Annotated in this window: 17 protein-coding genes; 16 read left to right on the top strand and 1 reads right to left on the bottom strand. The window is 32.3% G+C overall.

Going from position 1 to position 23,245, the window contains the following annotated elements; all coding sequences use genetic code 11:
• Positions 1–30: 30 nt before the first annotated feature.
• The 6 genes from VDP25_RS00435 to VDP25_RS00410 all read left to right on the top strand — a co-directional run bounded on the left by VDP25_RS00435 (position 31) and on the right by VDP25_RS00410 (position 10,068).
• Positions 31–2,418 (top strand): TIM-barrel domain-containing protein, encoded by a 2,388-nt coding sequence (locus VDP25_RS00435; protein WP_334465401.1) that lies wholly within the window; start codon positions 31–33, stop codon positions 2,416–2,418.
• A 5-nt stretch (positions 2,419–2,423) separates the two neighbouring features.
• On the top strand, positions 2,424–4,319 hold the full coding sequence (locus VDP25_RS00430; RefSeq protein ID WP_334465398.1) for an alpha-amylase family glycosyl hydrolase: 1,896 nt from the start codon (positions 2,424–2,426) through the stop codon (positions 4,317–4,319).
• A gap of 77 nt (positions 4,320–4,396) precedes the next feature.
• Positions 4,397–6,073, top strand: coding sequence for an alpha-amylase family glycosyl hydrolase (locus VDP25_RS00425; RefSeq protein ID WP_334465395.1), 1,677 nt, complete (start codon positions 4,397–4,399; stop codon positions 6,071–6,073).
• 63 nt (positions 6,074–6,136) lie between these two features.
• Positions 6,137–8,257, top strand: a complete 2,121-nt coding sequence (locus VDP25_RS00420) for a glycoside hydrolase family 97 protein (protein WP_334465391.1) — start codon at positions 6,137–6,139, stop codon at positions 8,255–8,257.
• Positions 8,258–8,281: 24 nt separating this feature from the next.
• The gene (locus VDP25_RS00415; RefSeq protein ID WP_334465388.1) at positions 8,282–8,770 is read left to right on the top strand and encodes a hypothetical protein; all 489 of its coding nucleotides are present in this window, start codon (positions 8,282–8,284) and stop codon (positions 8,768–8,770) included.
• A gap of 80 nt (positions 8,771–8,850) precedes the next feature.
• On the top strand, positions 8,851–10,068 hold the full coding sequence (locus VDP25_RS00410) for an NAD(P)/FAD-dependent oxidoreductase (protein WP_334465385.1): 1,218 nt from the start codon (positions 8,851–8,853) through the stop codon (positions 10,066–10,068).
• Here VDP25_RS00410 and VDP25_RS00405 read toward each other — a convergent pair.
• On the bottom strand, positions 10,035–12,179 hold the full coding sequence (locus VDP25_RS00405; protein ID WP_334465382.1) for a response regulator: 2,145 nt from the start codon (positions 12,177–12,179) through the stop codon (positions 10,035–10,037). The two genes, VDP25_RS00410 and VDP25_RS00405, sit on opposite strands and share 34 nt — an antisense overlap.
• Positions 12,180–12,527: 348 nt before the next feature.
• Here VDP25_RS00405 and VDP25_RS00400 point away from each other — a divergent pair, with 348 nt between their 5' ends.
• From VDP25_RS00400 to VDP25_RS00355, 10 genes are all read left to right on the top strand, one after another.
• A complete protein-coding gene (locus VDP25_RS00400) occupies positions 12,528–13,061 on the top strand; it encodes a DUF1697 domain-containing protein (protein ID WP_334465379.1) in 534 nt (177 codons plus the stop codon).
• A 98-nt stretch (positions 13,062–13,159) separates the two neighbouring features.
• Positions 13,160–14,251 (top strand): diphosphomevalonate/mevalonate 3,5-bisphosphate decarboxylase family protein, encoded by a 1,092-nt coding sequence (locus VDP25_RS00395; RefSeq protein ID WP_334465376.1) that lies wholly within the window; start codon positions 13,160–13,162, stop codon positions 14,249–14,251.
• A 40-nt stretch (positions 14,252–14,291) separates the two neighbouring features.
• Positions 14,292–15,221 carry a mevalonate kinase family protein gene (locus VDP25_RS00390; protein ID WP_334465373.1) on the top strand — a complete coding sequence of 310 codons (930 nt, stop codon included), beginning with the start codon at positions 14,292–14,294 and terminating at the stop codon, positions 15,219–15,221.
• Positions 15,222–15,276: 55 nt separating this feature from the next.
• A complete protein-coding gene (locus tag VDP25_RS00385; RefSeq protein WP_215927090.1) occupies positions 15,277–16,179 on the top strand; it encodes a geranylgeranylglycerol-phosphate geranylgeranyltransferase in 903 nt (300 codons plus the stop codon).
• A 112-nt stretch (positions 16,180–16,291) separates the two neighbouring features.
• On the top strand, positions 16,292–17,131 hold the full coding sequence (locus tag VDP25_RS00380; protein ID WP_215927091.1) for a pseudouridine synthase: 840 nt from the start codon (positions 16,292–16,294) through the stop codon (positions 17,129–17,131).
• 117 nt (positions 17,132–17,248) lie between these two features.
• A complete protein-coding gene (locus VDP25_RS00375) occupies positions 17,249–17,632 on the top strand; it encodes a hypothetical protein (protein ID WP_334465367.1) in 384 nt (127 codons plus the stop codon).
• Positions 17,633–18,179: 547 nt separating this feature from the next.
• Positions 18,180–19,628 carry an arginine decarboxylase gene (locus VDP25_RS00370; protein WP_334465364.1) on the top strand — a complete coding sequence of 483 codons (1,449 nt, stop codon included), beginning with the start codon at positions 18,180–18,182 and terminating at the stop codon, positions 19,626–19,628.
• Between the two features lie 176 nt (positions 19,629–19,804).
• Positions 19,805–20,746, top strand: a complete 942-nt coding sequence (speB, locus tag VDP25_RS00365) for an agmatinase (protein WP_334465361.1) — start codon at positions 19,805–19,807, stop codon at positions 20,744–20,746.
• On the top strand, positions 20,736–21,713 hold the full coding sequence (locus VDP25_RS00360; RefSeq protein WP_215927097.1) for a deoxyhypusine synthase family protein: 978 nt from the start codon (positions 20,736–20,738) through the stop codon (positions 21,711–21,713). Before speB ends, VDP25_RS00360 begins: the two co-directional genes overlap by 11 nt.
• Positions 21,713–23,242: a bifunctional GNAT family N-acetyltransferase/carbon-nitrogen hydrolase family protein gene (locus tag VDP25_RS00355; RefSeq protein ID WP_334465357.1), complete on the top strand. Its 1,530-nt coding sequence runs from the start codon at positions 21,713–21,715 to the stop codon at positions 23,240–23,242. Before VDP25_RS00360 ends, VDP25_RS00355 begins: the two co-directional genes overlap by 1 nt.
• The last annotated feature ends 3 nt before the right edge of the window (positions 23,243–23,245 follow it).

Here is a 23,245-nt window from a genome sequence, read left to right as displayed (position 1 = left end):
ATGCGTCTGTCAGAATTCAAAAACTTAAAAATGAAAAACATAATTTTATTTATTGTAACCCTCTTTTCATTTACTCTTTTAAATGCTCAAAATACTAATCGAGTTTTTAAAAGCGCTGTAAAACAGGGCTTAGATTTAAAAGTTGAAGTCAACGATGGCTATTATATTATCAAACCCTATTCTTCAAATATTATTGAAACCACTTTTGTGCCTAAAGGCGAATACTTAAAAGCACAATCTCATGCTGTGGTGGCAAAGCCTTACAATTCGTATTTTGAAATGACAGACAGAGGCAATGATGTTGTTTTAAAAACCAAAGGTTTATACGTTGCCATTACAAAAAGCCCTTTTCAAATTTCATATTATTACAAAGACAAATTTATTATTTCAGAAAAAGAAGGTTATGTAAAAAATGACAGTTTAGAAACTATAAATTTTAATCTTACAAAAGATGAAGTTTTATATGGAGGAGGCGCAAGAGCATTAGGAATGAATCGTCGTGGTAATCGTTTGCAATTATACAATAGAGCACATTATGGTTACGAAACACATAGCGAACTGATGAATTACACCATGCCAATTGTAGTGTCTTCAAAACAGTACATGTTGCATTTTGATAATGCACCAATTGGTTTTTTAGATTTAGACAGTAAAGATGACAATACCTTAAAATATGAAACCATCTCAGGCCGAAAAACCTACCAAGTCATTGTTGGTGATTCTTGGTTAGATATGATGGATGTTTATACCGATTTAACAGGAAAGCAACCAATGCTGCCACGTTGGGCTTTAGGTAATTTTTCAAGCCGTTTTGGGTATCATTCTCAGCAAGAAGTTGAAGAAACCATAGCTAAATTTAATGACGAAAAAATTCCGGTTGATGCTATAATTCTAGATTTATATTGGTTTGGAAAAGAATTAAAAGGAACCATGGGAAATTTAGAAGTCTTTAGAGATTCGTTTCCAGATTTTGAAGGCATGGTAAAACGCCTCAATGATAAAGGTGTAAAAACAATAACCATCACAGAGCCGTTTATTTTATCAACGTCTAAAAAATGGGATGAAGCTGTTGAAAAAGGCATTTTAGCCAAAGACTCTATTGGAAACCCTGCAAAATATGATTTCTATTTTGGGAATACAGGGCTCATTGACATTTACAATCGTGATGCTGAAAAATGGTTTTGGAATATTTATAAAGGATTAGCCGATAAAGGAGTTGCTGGAGTTTGGGGCGATTTGGGTGAGCCAGAAGTGCACCCCAATTGGGTACAACATAAAACAGGTAGTGCAGATGAAGTTCATAATATTTATGGCCACGATTGGGCAAGATTAGTTTTTGAAGGCTACCAACGCGATTTTCCAAATACAAGACCATTCATTTTAATGCGTGCGGGCTACTCAGGTTCACAACGCTATGGATTAATTCCTTGGTCAGGAGATGTAAATAGAACTTGGGGTGGTTTACAAAGTCAACCTGAAATTGCACTACAAATGGGAATGCAAGGATTAGCGTATATGCATAGTGATTTAGGTGGTTTTGCGGGCGCTAATTTAGATGATGAGCTTTATGTACGTTGGTTGCAGTACGGAGTATTTAATCCAATATTTAGACCACATGCTCAAGAAGATGTGCCAAGCGAACCCATTTTTAGAAGCGAAAAAGCAAAAGAACTAGCCAAGCAAGCTATTGAATTACGCTCTAAATTATTGCCATACAATTACAATTTGGTGTATGAAAATACCAAATTTGGGAAACCATTAATGCGACCATTGTTTTTTGAAGAATCGGATAATTCGGAACTGTTTAACTATTCAAAAACCTATTTATGGGGAAATGATATTTTAGTTTCACCTGTTTTAGAAGCAGCGATAACAGAACAAGACGTTTACTTTCCAAAGGAGAATGTCTGGTTTGATTTTTATACGGATGAAAAAATAAATGGTGGACAAACAAAATCGGTAGCATTAAAAGAAAACTCAATTCCGACATACGTAAGAGCAGGAACTTTTCTACCGCATACAAATGTGATTCAAACCACTGCAAAATATGATGACACGGTTTATAAAATTGATTATTATCATGATGCTTCAGTTTTAAAAAGTAGCCGACAAATTTATATCGACGATGGTCAATCCGCAAATGCCATTGCTAACGAAGATTATGAAATTTTAAATTTAGAAATGACTTCTAAGGGGTCTACACTAGAATTTGTTATAACTGATAAAACAGGAAAGAATTTTAGCCCTAAATCCAGAACTTATTATCTAACCATTCACGGATTAGATAAAAAACCCAAACGCGTTATGGTTGGAAGACATGACGATTTTGATTGGTCTGAAACATTAAAAACAGTAAGAATTCCAATAGAAAAGAGTTCTGAAGAAATAGCTGTAATTACAGTTAAACTGAAAAAATAATCCTAATGAAAAATAGTAAAAGAATCACAGCATTGTTAATTGTACTAAGCTTTTTTGCGTGTAAGAATGAAACGAAAAAGCTAGACATTGATCATAGTCGTAATGAAAGTGAAATAAAAGAAAGCATGAAGAAGAAAGAAGTCGTATACCAAGTGTTTACACGTTTATTTGGAAACACAAATACCACTAATAAACCATGGGGAACACTCGAGGAAAATGGAGTTGGAAAGTTCAATGACTTTACAGATAAAGCTTTAAATGAAATTAAAGATTTAGGAGTTACGCATATTTGGTATACAGGTGTGCCACATCATGATGTAATTACTGATTATACAGCATTCGGAATTTCAAACGACGATCCAGATATTGTAAAAGGTAGAGCAGGTTCTCCTTACGCAGTTAAAGATTATTACAATGTTAATCCAGATTTAGCTGTAAATGTAGACAACAGATTAGAAGAATTTGAAGCTTTAATAGAGCGCTCACACAAAGCCGGATTAAAAGTGATTATTGATATCGTTCCAAATCACGTAGCGCGTAATTATCAAAGTTTAACTAATCCTGAAGGCACAACCGATTTTGGAGCCGAAGATGATACAACTAAAACCTACGACGTCAATAATAATTTTTACTATAATCCAGGTGAAGCATTTAAAGTGCCAGAATGGAAAAATGGCTACCAACCATTAGGAGGTGAGCAACATCCTTTAGCAGATAGTAAATTTGAAGAAGTGCCTGCAAAATGGACAGGTAATGGTTCACGTGCATCGCAACCAGATATGAACGATTGGTACGAAACTGTAAAAGTAAATTATGGAATTTCACCAGAAGGAAGAAAAGACTTTGATGAATTACCAGATGGTTTCGATACTGAAGATTACAAAAAACACTTCGAATTTTGGAAAGGTAAAACGGTTCCTAGCTCATGGATAAAATTTAAAGACATAGCCTTGTATTGGACCGCCAAAGGAGTGGATGGTTTCCGTTACGATATGGCAGAAATGGTACCTGTTGAATTTTGGAGTTATATGAATTCGCATATTAAAATGGAAAATCCAGATGCGTTCTTATTAGCCGAAGTTTACAATCCAAGTTTATACAGAGATTATATCAAAAGAGGAAAAATGGATTATTTGTATGATAAAGTACAATTGTATGATACCTTAAAACACGTGATGCAAGGTCATGGAAGTACAGATAATATTCCTCCAATCTTGAAAGATTTAAGTGATATAGAACACCATATGCTTCATTTTCTAGAAAACCATGATGAGCAACGTATTGCGAGTCCAGATTTTGCAGGAAGTGCAGCCAAAGGAAAACCCGCAATGGTGGTTTCGGCAACGTCATCAACAGCACCAACTATGATTTATTTTGGACAAGAGTTTGGTGAGCCAGGCGCCAAAGATTTAGGATTTGGAGATCCAACGAGAACATCTATTTTCGATTATGGCTCTGTACCAAGTGTAGTTCGTTGGGTTAACAATAAACAGTTTGATGGAGGGCAGTCTACAACAGAAGAATTAGAGCTTCGAGATTTTTATAAACGCTTATTGACTTTTACCATCAATAGCTCGGCCTTAATGGGAGAGTATCAAGATATTCAGCATTACAATCACCAAAATACGGAATGGTATAATGATAAAGTGTTGTCTTTTGTTCGCTGGAGTGATGATGAAAAATTAATAATTATTTCAAACTTTAATGCAGATAATACTTATGGTTTTGAGTTGCAATTACCAGAAGATTTAGTTCAAAAATTAAAACTTCAAGATGGTGAATACGAAGTAAAAGACCAATTGTATAAAACATATACTTCAACTTTAAAAGTTGAAAATGGTAAAGCACAAGTCAGAATTGATATTAAACCTTTGGAGTCGTTTATTTTAAAAATCAAATAAAGACCTAGCAGGTTTTGTAAACCTAGCGGGTCTAATACCGATAATCAAAAAGATACCCACTTTCGTGGGCAATACATATGAAAAAACTATTTTTATTTACTATAATTCTTGTCACTTTGAGTTGCAAAAATAAAGACACAGAAAACCAAACCGCTACCGTGGAAACACCCGAAGTTGTAGAAATACCATTTATTTGGGAAGCTGCGAATCTTTATTTCTTACTAACAGATCGTTTCAATAATGGTGACACTTCTAATGATGTCAATTTTGATAGAACTCTAGAAACAGGAAAACTTAGAGGTTTTAAAGGTGGAGATATAAAAGGAATTACTCAAAAAGTTAAAGAAGGGTATTTTACCGATTTAGGAATTAATGCGATTTGGATGACTCCAATAGTGGAACAAATCCACGGAGGAACCGATGAAGGAACAGGAGTCTCTTATGGTTTTCATGGCTATTGGGCAAAAGACTGGACAAAAATTGATCCTAATTTTGGTACCAAAGAAGATTTGCATGCGTTAGTAAAAGAAGCACATGCTAGAGGCATAAGAATTGTATTAGATGCTGTAATTAACCATACAGGTCCTGTAACTGAAAAAGATCCAGTTTGGCCAGAAGAGTGGGTGAGAACAGATAAGCAATGTTCTTATGAAGATTATGAAAACACCATAAGTTGCACTTTGGTTGCTAATCTACCAGATATTAGAACAGAGAGTAACAATAATGTAGAATTGCCACCACAATTAGTAGAAAAATGGAAAGCTGAAGGGCGTTACGAACAAGAGGTAAAAGAACTTAATGAATTCTTTGAAAGAACAGGGCATCCAAGAGCTCCACGTTTTTATATTATGAAATGGCTAACGGATTACATCACAGAATTCGGTGTCGATGGCTATAGAGTAGATACTGTAAAACATGTTGAAGAATACGTTTGGGAAGAGTTTAAAGTAGAATGTGATTATGCATTTGCCCAATACAAAAAACAAAATCCAGAAAAGGTGTTAGATGACAACCCTTTTTACCTCCTTGGAGAAGTCTATAATTATGGTGTAAGTTCTGGTCAGGAATTTGATTTTGGTGATCGAAAAGTAAATTACTTTAATCCACCTAGTTTTCAAAGTTTGATAAATTTTGAGTTTAAATACAATTCAAAAGATAAAAATTATGAAGAGTTATTTAAACACTATAATACCATATTAAATGATGAGTTAAAAGGCTTTGGAACTGTAAATTATTTAAGCTCTCATGATGATGGAAGACCATTTGATGCTCAAAGAAAAAAGCCTTTTGAAACAGCTAATAAATTATTGTTATCACCAGGAACATCTCAAGTTTATTATGGAGATGAATCATCACGTTCTCTCATAGTAGAAGGAACCGAAGGGGATGCAACATTACGCTCAATGATGAATTGGGATTCTATTGCTAAAAGACAACATACCAAAGACGTATTAACACATTGGCAAAAATTAGGTCAATTTAGAGCAAAACACCCAGCAATTGGTGCCGGAAAGCATCAAATGATTACAGCTTCTCCATATTATTTTTATAGAAGCTATCAAAAAGGAAATTATAAGGATTTGGTCGTAGTTGGCTTAGACTTAAAGCAAGGAGAAAAAATAATCGATGTCTCTAAAGTTTTTGAAGATGGAGACACTTTACATGATGCTTATTCCGGACAAACTCAAGTGGTAGAAAAAGGAACAATTACGATTCAATCACCATTTGAAATAGTGTTGTTAGAAAAGAAATAATCAATAAACTAGATCTCTAAGGTTTTAAAAACTTGGTAGATCTTAAATAATATTGTTCAACTTATGAAGACGTATTTATTAACCTTAGTTGTCGCATTTGCATTACTTTCTTGTAATGATAATGTAATACAGACTACAGAAATCACATCGCCAAATAAAAAGGTCGTTGTGAATTTTAGTTTGAACAAAGCAGGACGACCATTTTATAAGGTTAAATTCAATACTAAAACAGTTGTAGATACTTCATATTTAGGATTTGAATTTAAAGATGTACCAGCATTTCATAAGAATTTCATTGTAAAAAATACAAGCACTTCAACTTTTAATGAAACTTGGCAGATGCCTTGGGGAGAACAGTTAGATGTGGTTAATAATTATAATGAATTAAGAGTTGAGCTTCAAGAGAAAACCACACCAGAGCGTTTTCTAAATATTGTATTTAAAGTTTACGATGATGGTATTGGATTTAGATACGAATTTCCAGAACAAGCAAGATTAAGAGGTGAGGTTTTCATCACAGAAGAACACACCGAATTTAACCTAACAGAAGATTATAAAACTTTTTGGATTCCTGGAGATTGGGATATTTACGAACATTTATATAACACAACAAACCTTTCTGAAATTGATGCTTTGCAGTATGCTAATCATAAAAATTTAGCACAAACTTATATTCCAGAGAATGCGGTGAATACACCTGTAACTATGGTTGGAAACGATGGAATACATCTAAGTTTTCATGAAGCTGCTTTGGTTGATTATTCCGGTATGACCTTAAAAGTTGATACAGAAAACCTTAATCTAAAAAGCAATTTAGTAGGTTCCAAAAACAACGATTATAAAGTAAAACGTACGGTTCCTTTTCATACTCCATGGAGAACCATTCAAATTACAGATAATGCCCCAGATTTAATTGAATCTAAGCTTATTGTTAATCTAAATGAACCCAATAAACTTGGCGATGTGTCATGGTTTAAACCTATGAAATATACCGGAGTTTGGTGGGAAATGCATTTAGGGAAATCGTCATGGGATTATGGTATGGAAAAGGTGGATGCTAAATGGGCAGATACAGGAAAAGCACATGGCAAACATGGAGCAACGACAGAAAACGTTAAGAATTTTATTGATTTTTCTGCCAAAAATAACATTGGAGGTGTTTTAGTTGAAGGCTGGAATACAGGTTGGGAACATTGGATTGGATTTGAAGATAGAGAAGGCGTCTTTGATTTTGTTACTACATATCCAGATTATGATATTGATGAGGTGGTGCGTTATGGAAAGAAAAAGGGGGTCGATATTATTATGCATCACGAAACTTCCGCAGCTACAGAAACCTATACCAAACAACAAGACACCGCTTTTGCGTTGATGCAGAAATACGGTATGCATACGGTTAAAACAGGTTATGTTGGTAAAATATTACCAAAAGGCGAATATCATCATGGGCAATACATGGTGAATCATTATAATCATACAGTAGAAAAAGCAGCAAAGTATCAAGTTGCTATCAATGCACATGAACCTATAAAAGCAACGGGTTTAAGAAGAACCTATCCAAATACAATTTCGAGAGAAGGTTTAAGAGGTCAAGAATTTAATGCTTGGTCTAGTGATGGTGGTAATCCTCCAGAGCATTTACCCATTGTAGCTTTTACAAGAATGTTATCTGGACCAATAGATTTTACACCAGGCATTTTCAATATAAAATTCGATGAATATAAAAAGGATAATCAAGTCAATACAACCATAGCTCAGCAATTGGCTTTGTATGTGGTAATCTATAGTCCTGTGCAAATGGCAGCCGATTTAGTAGAACATTATGAAGCTAACCCAAAACCTTTGCAGTTTATCAGAGATGTTGGTGTAGATTGGGATAAATCAGTAGTTTTAAATGGTGAAGTCGGTGATTATGTGACTATTGCAAGAAAAGAAAGAGAGACTGGAAATTGGTTTGTAGGAGGCATTACAGACGAAAATGCAAGATCTTTAAAATTAGATTTTAGTTTTTTAGACGAAGATCAATCCTATGAAGCTATCATTTATAAAGATGGAGAAAATGCCCATTGGGACGATAACCCATTAGATTTAACAATAGAAAGAACTGAACTTAATAAAAATTCAAAATTAGCTATAAAATTAGCTGAGGGTGGAGGTTTCGCTATCAGTTTAAAAAAGAAATAATATTAATGTAATTTTTTATCCCTTATGAAAAATATACTTCTAATAATCGTATTAACATTTTGTTTTAATAGTATTAATGCTCAAGTAGGCATTGGTACAACAGATCCTAAAAGCACTTTAGATATTAATGGTAATTTATCAATTAAAGTTGTTGATTATAATGGAGGTCCTAGTGGTGCTGCAACACCAATTGATGATGGTGTTTATATTAATTTATCACCAACAGCATTCAATGTAGAGTTCATATTACCCAATGCGACAACCGTTCCAGGTAGAATATATGTGCTTAGAAATATTTCTGACTCAGAAAATGCTGTTATTTATACATTTGGTGCTAATGCTACAGCAGGTGCTGGAGTAGAGTTTTTTCGTGGAGATGGTAGAAATAGTCAAGGGCCTTTGGGTTCGGTAACAATGACAGCAGATGTGGGAAATGATGGAGGAGATATTACTAAAACTCTAATTTTTATTAGTGATGGTGCTAACTGGACTTATGGACATTTGGGACTTTAGTATTTCTTTTTTTTATCATTAAAAAAGTATTAGTCTATTGACGTATAAGATTGTAGTTTTATCTTTTTTAAATCACAACATTGAATAATCACAAAGATATCATTATCATAGGAGGAGGAGCTGCAGGTTTTTTTGCTGCTATTAACATTGCAGAACAACATCCAGACTTGTCTGTTGCCATATTAGAACGTGGTAAAGAAGGTTTGCAAAAAGTGAAAATTTCAGGAGGTGGGCGATGCAATGTGACGCATGCCGAATTTATTCCATCTGAATTGGTCTTAAATTATCCAAGAGGAGAAAAAGAACTTTTAGGCCCTTTTCATAGGTTTATGACAGGAGATACTATTGCTTGGTTTGAAGAACGTGGAGTGGAGTTAAAGATTGAAGAAGATGGTAGAATGTTTCCGGTTTCAAATTCTTCACAAACCATTATAGATTGTTTTTTAAACGAAGCAGAAAAGCATCGTGTTGAAGTATTGTATAATCATGCTGTAAAGTCTATTGATACTTTAACAGATGGTTTTAAAATTGAAACATCTCAAGGAGTTTTTCAATCTAAAAAGGTATTAATGGCTACAGGAAGTAATCCTAAAATCTGGAAATTACTCGAAGATTTAGGGCACACCATTATACAACCAGTACCATCGCTATTCACTTTTGATATTAAAGATAAACGCATTAAAGATATTCCAGGTGTTGTAGCAAAACAGGTAGAAGTTAAAGTTGTTGGTACAGATTTAGAGTCTAATGGACCATTACTAATTACACATGTTGGTATGAGTGCGCCAGCGATTTTAAAGCTGTCTGCGTTTGGTGCTGTGGAATTAGCAAAGCGGAATTACAACTTTCAAATCGAAGTTAATTTTATAAGCTTGGATACTGAGAGCTGTTTAGAAGAACTCAAAAATTGTAAACAAGAATATGCCAAAAAGACCCTTATTAATTCAACACAATTTGATTTGCCAAAACGCCTTTGGAAACAGTTAATTCTGGCAGCCAATATTAGAGAAAATGAACGTTGGGCAGATATTAATAAACAGCAATTAGAAGATTTAGCAGAGCAATTAACAAAAGCGATTTTTCAGGTTACAGGAAAAAGCACGTTTAAAGAAGAGTTTGTAACAGCTGGAGGCGTAGATTTAAAAGAAGTAAATTTTAAAACTTTTGAAAGTAAACTAATTTCTAACCTTTACTTTGCAGGCGAAATTATTAATGTAGATGCTGTTACAGGTGGTTTTAATTTTCAAAATGCATGGACGGGAGCTTATATTGCTTCTGCATCTATAATATTGGATTGATTATACATTGTGCGATAAGATAGAATTATAGCTTTAAAATCTTCAAAAATATAAGGTTTGGTAATAATTTGGTTTATTCCTGAAGTTTCAGCTTTTGCAGAAATTTCAGAAGAATTTAAAGCCGTAAGTGCTAAAATAGGAATATAAGGATTAAACATTCTTATATGCTTTGTTACTTCATAACCATCCATGTCTGGCATGTTAATATCCATCAATATTAAATCAAAATCTTTCTCTTTTACAAGACATATCGCTTCTTTACCATTAGAGATTGTTTGGCAACTGTAACCTTCAATTTTTTCAATATTCTTTTTCGTGATTAATAGATTAATTTTGTTGTCATCAACAATTAAAACACGCATGTCTCTATGTGTGAAAAGTGTGGGCGTACTTTTATTTTCTTTTGACATAGAAAGCTGAAATGTTATTTCAAAGAAAAAGCAAGAGCCTTTATTAGGTGTAGATATAAAATCGATATCAGCATTGTGGCTTTTTAATAAGGTCTTTACAATATATAATCCTAAACCAGAACCACTGCTATTTTTATTTAAAAACGTCTTGTTTTCAAAAGCACTAAAAACAACAGATCTGTGTTCCTCTTTAATACCAATACCAGTATCTTTAACTTCAAAGCGTAAAGTGATTTCTTCATCATTTCTGCTTTTTTCTATAACATTAATCGTAATAGAACCCTTTTTGGTGTAACGTATAGCATTATAAGCCAAATTGATTAATATTTGACTAAAAGCTACTTTATCGACCAAAATATTTTCATTTTTGTCTGATTTGTCAATATTAACAATCAACTCTAAATCTTTATTTTTAGCCGCTACTGCAATTGTGCTCACAACGTGACTAACAATTTTTTCGATTTTATCTGGTTTTAATCTAAGGGTTTTATTGTCAAATTTAAGTCTGTTAGCTTGTAAAATATTGTCTATTAATATAGATAAATAGTTGCTTGACGATATTAATGAATCTAAATACGATTGCTTTTTAATAGCATCATTTTCTTGATCTATAAGTGTTGCTAAACCACTAATACCATAAATTGGCGTACGTAATTCATGGCTGAGTATTGAGAAAAACTCTAAGCGGTCTTTGTCAATGGCAATAAGTTTAGAATTAGAAGCTTTTAATGCTTCGTTAATCTTTACAATATTTTTTCTGGCCTTAAAATAAAAGTAAAAAACAGTAAGTATTATGGCTAAAGTAAGGCTCATAATAATAGTACTTACTAAGAATATTTGTGAGTTTAGTGCTTCTTTTTTACGGGTTTCATTTGCTGTAGCTAGCTTTTGCTCAGCATTAATAATTTTATCTACTAACTCACCATTTCTAATGTTCTTTAGCTCTATATTATTAAGTGCTGTGTATTTATAGGTGTCAGATTTTAAAAGATATTTATTGGCAGAATCTAAATTTTTATTGCTATTGGTATAATAAAGGTATTTGTAGTAATTTAAAGATGCTATTTTTCTATAGGAATTAATATCTGTAGAAATAGACGCTTTTAGCTCATCTTCATTTATTAAAAACAATGGCTTATAATCTTCTTCTACTTTAAAATTAGATAATTTAACATGTGCAATAGCATTGTAATACTGGTAAGATTGATGTAAATTCTTTTTCAGATTTTCTATTCTATAATTCTTAGAATAATTTAAGGAATCAAAATTAGTAGTTTCTAAAGCTGTTATGCCTATGTTGCTAGACTCTAGCATGCTGGCATTATCAAAACTGTAGTAGTCTTTTTTTATTTTGTACCTAAGATTTATAAAATATATTTCACTGTTAAGTTGTTTTGATATGTCTTGAGCTATTGGATATAGACTATCAAATTTTGAATAGTTCTTACCTAAAACATATGAATTTAGTATGCCTGAGTAAGAAAGGTCTCGACCTTTGTCTTGGTTAAGAGAATCGTATATTTTTAATGCCTTTACATGGTAGCTTTCAGCCCTCTTGAAATTAGACATTTTGGTTAATACTTGCCCTAAAGCATTGTAGGATTTGGCTTCAGTGTCCTTAAAATTATATTTTTTAGAAAAACGTATGGCATCATTAAGTAGAACAGTTGCCTTATAAAGACTGTCGTTTTTTACGAGCATATCCAGCTTATAACTGTTAAAGGTGCAAGAACTGTTATTTATGTTTATAAGTGATTCTTGTGCTTGTGCAAAAGAAACATTTGTAATTAGGGCTATAAACAAAATAATAACAGTGTTCAATTTGGGGAAACACATGTAATTAGTCTATTAGTGGGTAAAATTACACTTTTTCACAAAACTATTGTTACTTAAACGTTTTTTATTGCTTTTTATAGATTTTTTTTGTTGTGTTAGCTTAAGTTGTAAGAGACCTTCTTTTTTTTTCTAATACCATTCTATTGTTTGTTTAACATTGTAAGAGGCGCTAGTATTATTACATTTGTTTACCAAGCTTAAGACTATTAATTTATGATTACATATATCGCATTGTTACGAGGGATAAACGTTGGTGGACACAAAAAAGTTGTAATGGCTGAGTTAAGAGAATTACTTTTAAAATCAGGATTAAAAAATGTAACAACTTATATTCAAAGTGGAAATGTTATTTTTCAATCTTCAAATAATGATGCAAAAGCTTTAGAAGAAAGTATTCAGAAATCCATTTTAAATCACTTTGGGTTCGTGGTTCCTGTTATGGTTAAAAGTAGAGCTGAATTATCTATGATTTTTGATAATAATCCTTTTGAAACAATTAAAAAAGCCGAAAGTTATTTTATAGTACTTAATGAAATTCCTGATGAATATTTAGTTAAAGAAGCATCTCTAAAAATATACCCAGATGATGAATATATTATTTTTAATGATTGTATTTATCTGTTTTGCCCAAAGGGGTATGGGCGAGCAAAATTCAATGTTAATTATTTTGAAAAAAAAATGAAAGTCAATGCAACGTCAAGAAATTATAAGACAATGGTAAAACTACTTGCATTGTCAGAAGAATAAAGTAAGAACCTTTAGAATTTACTTATTTTTGCAGATAATTATAAGATGCAATTGAAAAGTCTGCCTCCAGGCAGTCTTGGTCAGATATTTAGTACGCAATGACAGAACAAGACTTTATTCTTAAATCCTACAATTCCAATATTGATAAGGGTTCCGTAAAATGGGCTTCACCAAGTAATATTGCTTTGGTGAAATATTGGGGAAAAAAAGCACATCAAATTCCCGAAAATCCGTCTATTAGTTTTACACTTTCAGATTGTAAAACCATTACCGAAATGACTTATACAAAGAAGGATAACCAAGGGTTTAGTTTTGATATTTATTTTGAAGGCGAAAAAAACGAAGCTTTCATACCAAAAATTCAAACCTTTTTTGAGCGTATTGAAATTTATATGCCTTTTTTAAAGGATTATCATTTTAAAATAGAAACATCAAATACCTTTCCACATAGCTCAGGTATTGCGTCTTCAGCATCTGGTATGAGTGCTATTGCCTTATGCTTAATGAGTATTGAAAAGGAGCTGTCTGTACCTGAGAGCGACAATGTAGAGTTCCAAGATTATTTCAATCAAAAAGCATCATTCCTTGCGCGTTTAGGTTCAGGAAGTGCTTGTAGAAGTATTGAAGGAGAACTTGTGGTTTGGGGAAAAAACGAAAGTATTGTTGGTAGTTCTGATTTATATGGTGTAAAATTTGAAGGAGATGTACATGCAAACTTTAAAAATTATCAAGACACTATTTTATTAGTAGATAAAGGAGAAAAACAAGTGAGCAGTACGGTCGGTCATCAATTAATGTATGGTCATCCGTTTGCAACAAAACGTTTTGCCCAAGCGCATGATAATTTAGCAAAACTGAAAACAATTCTAGCTTCCGGAGACCTAAATGCCTTTATCAAAATTGTAGAAAGTGAAGCCTTAACGCTACATGCTATGATGATGACGAGCATGCCTTATTTTATATTAATGAAACCAAATACATTAGAAATCATTAATAAAATTTGGGCATTCAGAGAAAAAACAGATTCAAAAATTTGTTTTACGCTAGATGCAGGAGCAAATGTTCATGTTCTTTATCCAGAAAAAGAAAAGGATGATGTCCTGCAATTCATTAAGAATGAATTAGCTAACTATTGTCAAAACGGACATTATATTTGCGATCAAATTGGACATGGAGCCAACCAAATATAATTTTAATACGTATATTTGTTAAAGTAACTGTTTACAATACATGAAGGGACCACTATTTTATTCTAAAATTCTTTTATTCGGTGAGTACGGAATTATTAAAGATTCTAAAGGCTTATCTATTCCATATAATTTTTATAATGGAGCGTTAAAAGCAGAAAATAATTCTACACCAGAAGCTATAAGTTCAAATGAGAGTTTAAAGCGTTTTGTAGTGTATTTAAGGGAATTAGATAAAGATTTAGTGATTTTTGATATTGACACATTACAACGTGATGTTGAGGCAGGAATGTACTTTGATTCTTCCATTCCGCAAGGATATGGAGTGGGAAGTAGTGGTGCGTTAGTGGCTGCGATTTACGATAAATATGCCAATGATAAAATTACTGTTTTAGAGAATTTAACACGTGAAAAACTGCTAAAGTTAAAAGCTGTTTTTTCTGAAATGGAATCATTTTTTCATGGTAAATCTTCAGGATTAGATCCTTTAAACAGTTATTTAAGTCTTCCTATTTTAATAAATTCTAAAGATAATATAGAAGCTACCGGAATTCCGTCTCAAAAGACCGAAGGAAAAGGAGCGGTATTTTTAATAGATAGTGGTATTGTTGGTGAAACAGCACCTATGGTTAGTATTTTTATGGAAAACATGAAAAATGAAGGTTTCCGTAGTATGCTAAAAGACCAATTTATCAAGCATACCGATGCTTGTGTAGATGATTTCTTAAAAGGCGATATAAAATCGTTATTTAAAAATACAAAGCAATTATCTAAGGTCGTATTAAACAACTTTAAACCTATGATCCCTTCTCAATTTCATGAGCTTTGGAAAAAAGGTATTGAAACTAACGATTACTACTTAAAATTATGTGGTTCTGGTGGTGGAGGCTATATTCTTGGATTTACTGAAAATATAGATAGAGCCCAAGAAGCTTTAAAAGGCCAAAAGTTAGAGGTAGTCTATAATTTTTAAGTCCAAATGTTGCCACAACACTGAGCACAGTCTAAGTGTTTTCTAAAAATCAGTCATGTTATCAAGACGACAGAAACACATTCTTCTCAAATTTTTTAGCCTATTTTCAGTAGTTAGGGGATATAATATTTTAGTTGTTGTAATTGCTCAGTATTTAGCTTCAGTTTATATTTTTGCTCACGATAAGCCCTTAAAGTCTGTTCTATTAAGTCTTAATCTTTTAATGCTAGTGCTAGCTTCTTCTGCTACCATTGCGGCAGGTTATATTATTAATAATTTCTATGATTCTGAAAAAGATTTAATAAACAAACCCAGGAAAACCATGTTAGATCGTTTGGTGAGTCAAAACACCAAACTGTCCTTTTATTTTGTACTTAATTTTATTGCCGTTGTTTTTGCTAGTTATGTGTCGTTTAAAGCCGTAATATTTTTTGCAGCATATATTTTTGCTATTTGGCTGTATTCGCACCGTTTAAAAAAGCAACCAATAATAGGTAATATTGTATCAGCAATTTTAACAGTAACTCCATTTTTTGCTGTATTTATTTATTATCAAAATTTTGAAAAAGTTGTTTTTGCCCATGCTATATTCTTGTTTTTATTAATATCAATGCGAGAACTTACTAAGGATTTAGAAAATATTAAAGGAGATTTAGCACTTAATTATAGAACGGTTCCTGTTGTTTATGGAGAAAAAGTATCTAAGGTTATGCTTACCGTAGTCGCGATTTTAACTATAATTTCAGCAGCCATTCTTGTCTTATTTTTTAAGATTGGGTATATGTATTATTTCTTTTATCTCAGTATTGTGTTGCTTTTCATCTTTTTACTCATTCTGTGGAAATCTGAAAATAAAGCTCATTATCTTATTCTTCACAACATGCTTAAGTTTATTATTGTTGCTGGTGTGTTTTCTATTTTATTGATTGATGTATCTATTGTTCTAAATAGGATATAAACTTCATTAATAGTGCTTTGTATCGTTATATCAATACCTAGTATTTAAACTACTCTACTATTTAAGTAAAAAATGTGAACTATTGTTATACCTTTGCAAAAATTTATATACCATGAGCAAACAACAAGATAGCAAAGGAAAAGGAAAGACTTCAGGAAGAGGAAACGCTAATAGTAAAACAAGAAGTTTTGCTAAAGGAAATGCTCCTTATAAAAAGAAAACGAAGTCTGAAAAACCATCTAATTCAGATGAAATCCGTTTAAATAAATACATTGCTAATTCAGGCATGTGTTCACGACGTGAAGCAGATGAAAATATAGCCATTGGTTTGGTTTCTGTTAATGGTAAAGTCGTAACCGAAATGGGTTATAAAGTAAAACGTACTGATGAAGTTAGGTTTGATGGTAGTCGTATTACACCAGAAGCCAAAGCATATGTATTATTAAATAAACCTAAAGGGTTTGCAACTACAACTGCAGAAAGCAAAGGTAAAACGGTTATGGATTTGGTAGCCAATGCTACAAATGCAAACATAAAGCCAATTGGCCGTTTGGGCAGAAACTCGTTAGGTCTATTATTATTTACAAATGATGATAAGATCGTGCAAAAATTCACCAATTCTAAAAATGGTGTGGCAAGATTATTTCAGGTAGAATTAGATAAGAACCTAAAATATGAAGATTTAAAAAAGATTCAAGAAGGTTTTAAAGTCGAAGGCAAATTAATTACAGTAGAGGAGATTAGCTATATTCAAGGTGAGTCTAAAACTCAAATAGGAATCAAAATTAAAAACACGGGAAATACCATTTTACGTACCATATTTGACCATCTCAATTATGATATTGTAAAAATTGATTGTGTAGCTATTGGTCATTTAACCAAAAAAGATATTCCTCGCGGTCACTGGAAACACCTAACAGAACAAGAGGTGAACACCTTAAAAATGCTTTAATTTTTAAACGACATTTTTTAAATAATTACCGTTTGTCGAATAAATAGCACATTTTAACGACTAGGTTATTTTTTTTTCTATATTGCAGCCCCAAATAGAATGAAAAATAACCTACTTATGAAGAATGTAAAACTACTTTTAGTGCTTTTACTTATAGTAAATTGCACAACAAACTTACCTAATGAAGTTAATGAAACTTCAGAAATCTTAGCCCCAGAAGCACAAAATTGTGTTGATGATTTGCCCCAAGTTAGAATAACTAACAATGGAGTGCATGGCTACAATTTTCTTATTTACGATATAGATGATAACTATACCACGCTATATTCTGGGAGTATTCCTCTTGGATCAGATAGTGATTGGATTGAATTGTCTAGCGACAATGTTGTAGTTATAGCCTCTAATGAATTTGATTATGGTCAAAAAGTACAATTAAGCTTAGAGAATTGCGATACTATTGAGGTAGAGATAGATACTAATGATACCTTGACAGTGTTATAATCAAAATATCATTTTATCAATCTAAACAATCGTTCGTTTTACTCTAAATAGTAAAAGCTAAAACAATTAAGTGACCTCTCAAATAAAGGTGAAAATTATAAAAACCATGTATTAAAAATTGGTGTTTTAGGATTAATAATTCGCTTTAAATTGGAGTTAATACTGTATTTGTTTTAAAATTATTAAAACCATTATCAACTAGAAGGCTTATGTGTTCTAGTTTAATGGTTTTTTTTATTGGTGTAAAAAAAAATAAAAAAAAGTTTTCCATATTAAAAAATAAATTACATTTGTTGCGCATTTAGCTGAACAATTGAAACGTGTTTTTACGTTCGGGTTTTTGAAAATTAGGAAGTCATATTCAAAAGCCGCTTATAAGATAAGTAACCGAATTTTAGAGCTAACTTCCGCTTCTACAATTGCTGCCAGTCAGCATATATATGGTTTTGTTCCTACGACACAAAGCCAAATTCAAGTATGATATAACGTCAATACAACTTGTACCACGCTTATATTTTATTAATCTATACTTGACATTTTTTACAACATGAACAATAAATACATTGATCTTATCGATCAATCTTTCGATTTTCCTCAGCCAGAATTTAAGCTTGAGGATAAAAACTTACAGTTTCACGATATTGATCTTATGAAACTAGTAGAGCAATATGGAGCACCATTAAAATTTACGTATTTGCCACAAATCTCTAATAACATTCAACGGGCTAAAAAATGGTTTGCTGATGCATTTGAGAAGTACGATTACAAAGGCAAATACAATTACTGCTATTGTACTAAAAGTTCGCATTTTAAGCATGTGTTAGATGAAGCATTAACTAATGATATTCATATTGAAACCTCTTCTGCTTTCGATATTGATATTATTAAAGCACTTAAAAAAGAAGGTAAAATAACCAATAAAACCTACGTATTAAGTAATGGCTTTAAACGCGAACAATACATTACTAATATTGCAGACCTTATAAATGATGGACATAAAAATGCCATTCCTATTATAGATAATTATGAAGAAATAGATTTATTATCTCAAGAAATTAAAGGCAAATTTCAAGTAGGTATTAGAATTGCTTCAGAAGAAGAACCAAAATTTGAATTTTACACCTCACGTTTAGGTATTGGGTATAAAAATATTGTGCCTTTTTACAAAAATCAAATACAGAAGAATAAAAAGGTAGAGCTTAAGATGTTACACTTTTTTATTAATACAGGTATTAGAGATAATGCCTATTACTGGAACGAATTGCACAAATGTTTAAAAGTCTATACAGCTTTAAAGAAAATATGTCCAACTTTAGATAGTTTGAATATTGGTGGAGGATTTCCAATTAAAAACTCATTGGCTTTCGATTTTGATTATGCCTATATGGTAGATGAAATTGTAAACCAAATTAAAATTGTTTGCGAAGAGGAAGAAGTAGCTACACCAAATATTTTTACAGAATTTGGCAGTTTTACAGTTGGTGAAAGTGGAGGAGCGATTTACAAAATCTTATACCAAAAACAACAGAACGATCGTGAAAAATGGAACATGATTAATTCTTCTTTTATCACAACACTACCAGATACTTGGGCTATTAACAAACGTTTTGTGATGTTACCAATAAACCGTTGGCAAGATAGCTATGAGCGTGTTCTTTTAGGAGGATTAACTTGTGATAGTGATGATTACTACAATAGCGAGCAACACGTAAATGCTATTTATTTGCCAAAATACAATAAAGACAAACCTTTATATATTGGCTTTTTTAATACAGGAGCTTACCAAGAAACCATTGGAGGATTTGGAGGGTTACAACATTGTTTAATACCTACACCAAAGCATGTTTTAATTCAAAAAGATGCCGACGGTAATTTAAATACTAAGGTATTTGCAGAGCAACAAAAAAGCGAAAATCTATTGGGTATCTTAGGTTATGATACCGAGAAAAAAGCGAAAATCGTAAAGACCGCTTCGCTTTCTGAAAGTAGAATATAGTTGAAGTTTATGAACATATAATTTGAATCGAATTATTTTACGTAAAAAATGAATTGAAACAAAAGGTTACACAAAACCATTTTGTCAGGTTGCGCACAGTCGAAACCTCTTTCAAGAATATAAAATAAAAATTTAAGTACAATTAAATAAGATTCCCGTTTTCACGGGATAAGATTATGAAAACAAAAACTTACGCTGGTATTCCAGAAGAATTAGCAAAATTAGAAACGGCTAAAATTGTATTAATTCCTGTACCTTATGATGGTACAAGTACATGGCAAAAAGGAGCAGACAAAGGTCCTGATGCGTTTTTAGATGCTTCGACAAACATGGAACTTTACGATATTGAAACCGATTCTGAAGTGTATCAACAAGGTGTGTTTTTAGCAGATGCTGTCACAGAAAATGATTCTCCAGAAGCTATGGTAGAAGCAGTTCATCAAGCAACAAAACGATACATTAAGAAGAATAAATTTGTTACTGTTTTTGGTGGTGAACATTCTGTGTCTATCGGAACCATTAGAGCATTTAATGAAATGTTTGATGATTTAACGGTTTTACATATTGATGCACATGCCGATTTACGTGAAAGCTACGAAGGTTCTACATGCAACCATGCTTGTGCCGTTTATGAAGCGAGTCAAACGACAAACTTAATTCAAGTGGGTATTCGTTCTATGGATATCCTTGAAAAAACGGTTATGGATGATGAGAAAACCTATTTTGCTCATGAAATGGCAGAAGATGATAGTTGGATGGATGCTGCAATCGATCAAATGACAGATAACGTGTTTATTACTTTTGATTTAGATGCTTTTGATCCTTCAATTATGCCAAGTACGGGCACACCAGAACCAGGTGGTTTACTATATTATGAAACATTAGAATTCTTAAAACAAGTGTTTGAAGAAAAGAACGTAGTTGGTTTTGATATTGTAGAATTATGTCCTAATGAAAAGGAGAAATCTTCAGATTTCTTAGCGGCCAAATTGTATTACAAAATGTTAAGTTACAAATTTCAAGATCAAAATATAGAAGATGATTTTGAAAGTAATTTTAACAATTCAACTAACGAAGGAAACAAAAAATCTAAATTCAATACAGAAGATGACTACTAATAAAGGAGAAATTTCAAAATTTATAGAAAAGTATTACTTGCACTTTAACGCAGCAGCTTTAGTTGATGCGGCAAAAGGGTATGAAGAACAACTCAATTCTGGAGCAAAGATGTTAGTCTCTTTGGCTGGAGCTATGAGTACTGCAGAATTAGGTAAGATTTTTGCTGAAATGATTCGTAAAGATAAGGTGCAAATTGTGTCTTGTACTGGTGCAAATTTAGAAGAAGATATCATGAATTTAGTAGCACATAGCCATTACAAACGTGTGCCTCATTATAGAGATTTAACACCTCAAGACGAATGGGATTTATTAGAAAAAGGGTTAAATCGTGTTACAGATACTTGTATTCCTGAAGAGGAAGCGTTTAGACGTATTCAAGAACATATCGTTAAAATATGGAAAGATGCCGAAGCTAAAGGAGAGCGTTACCTGCCGCATGAGTATATGTACAAATTATTGTTATCTGGTGTTTTAGAGGAGCATTATGAAATAGATTTAAAAGATTCTTGGATGTATGCTGCAGCAGAAAAAAACCTTCCTATTGTTTGTCCTGGTTGGGAAGACAGTACTATGGGGAATATTTTTGCTAGTTATGTTTTAAAAGGCGAGTTAAAAGCAAGTACCATGAAATCTGGAATAGAGTACATGACATTTTTAGCAGATTGGTATACCGATAACTCTGAAAATGGTATTGGATTTTTTCAAATAGGTGGAGGTATTGCAGGAGATTTTCCTATTTGCGTAGTACCTATGTTATATCAAGATATGGAACGTACAGATACACCATTTTGGAGTTATTTCTGCCAAATTAGTGATAGTACAACCAGTTATGGATCTTATTCTGGAGCTGTTCCAAATGAAAAAATAACATGGGGAAAATTAGATATTAACACTCCTAAATTTATTATAGAAAGTGATGCGACCATTGTAGCACCATTAATTTTTGCTTATCTTTTAGATATGTAATGGAAGAGCATAGAATTGAAAATATAGAATTAAAGTTTTTAACCGTTGATGATTTTGAGGAATTAAAATCTGCAACCTTAGAATCTTATGGAGGTGTTTTAGATTCCTATTGGAAAAAACACCACATAGAGCGCTTAACATCTATTTTTCCTCAAGGGCAAGTGGTAATAAAAATTGATGGTAATATTGCAGGTTGTGCCTTGTCGCTTATTGTTGATTATGATAGTATTGATGACGAACATACGTATGCAGATATCATAAAAGGCGATTCGTTTAAGAAACACGACCCAAATGGTGATGTGCTTTACGGAATTGATGTTTTTATAAAACCAGAATATAGAGGTTTACGTTTAGGAAGACGGTTATACGATTACAGAAAAGAAATCTGTGAAAACCTAAATTTAAAAGGTATTGTTTTTGGTGGTAGAATGCCAAATTTTCATAAATATAAAGAGCTTACACCAAAAGAATATATTGAAAAAGTAAAGCGCAAGGAAATTCACGATCCGGTTTTAAATTTTCAAATTTCTAATGATTTTCATCCCGTTAGAGTTCTAAAAGGCTATTTAGAAGGAGATACAGCTTCAAATGAATATGCAGTTTTAATGGAATGGGATAATATTTATTATACCAAAAAAAGTAAAAGAACAAGTGCTATAAAAACAGTTGTTAGATTAGGCCTTATACAATGGCAAATGCGTACCTACAATAGTTTGGACGAGTTAATGCAGCAGGTAGAATATTTTGTAGATAGTGTTGCGGCCTATAGGTCTGATTTTGCCTTGTTTCCAGAATTTTTTAACGCACCATTAATGGCAAAATACAATCATATGTACGAGCCAGATGCTATTAGAGAATTGGCAAAGTATACCGCTATTATTGTTGAAAAAATGCAACAATTATCAATCTCTTATAATATCAACATTATTACAGGTAGTATGCCAGAATTAATTGATAACAAGTTGTTTAATGTTGGGTATTTGTGTAGAAGAGATGGGAGTTTAGAGCGTTATGAGAAAATTCATATAACACCAGACGAAGCTAAAGTTTGGGGAATGCAAAGAGGCCATAAACTACAAACTTTTGATACTGATGCAGGAAAAATAGGAATTTTAATTTGTTACGATTCAGAATTTCCAGAATTATCAAGGTTATTGGCAGAAGAAGGTATGGATATTTTATTTGTACCATTTTTAACCGATACACAAAATGGCTATTCTAGAGTACGCTTATGTGCTCAAGCTAGAGCTATTGAAAATGAGTGTTATGTTGCCATTGCAGGTAGTGTAGGAAATTTGCCTAATGTAAATAATATGGATATTCAATATGCACAGTCGGCTGTATTTACACCATGTGATTTTTCATTTCCTAGTAATGGAATAAAAGCAGAAGCGACTACTAATACAGAAATGATTCTAGTTGCAGATGTAGACTTGAGTTTATTAAGAGAATTACATTCCTTTGGAGCTGTGAAAAATTTAAAAGATCGAAGAAAAGATGTATATGATGTTATTCGTGTAAATAAATAAGTA

The organism is Winogradskyella sp. ECml5-4, from assembly GCF_036903175.1.
GTDB lineage: Bacteria > Bacteroidota > Bacteroidia > Flavobacteriales > Flavobacteriaceae > Winogradskyella > Winogradskyella damuponensis.
Note: the sequence above shows the minus strand (reverse complement) of the source record. Positions and strands in the feature narration are given on the sequence as shown.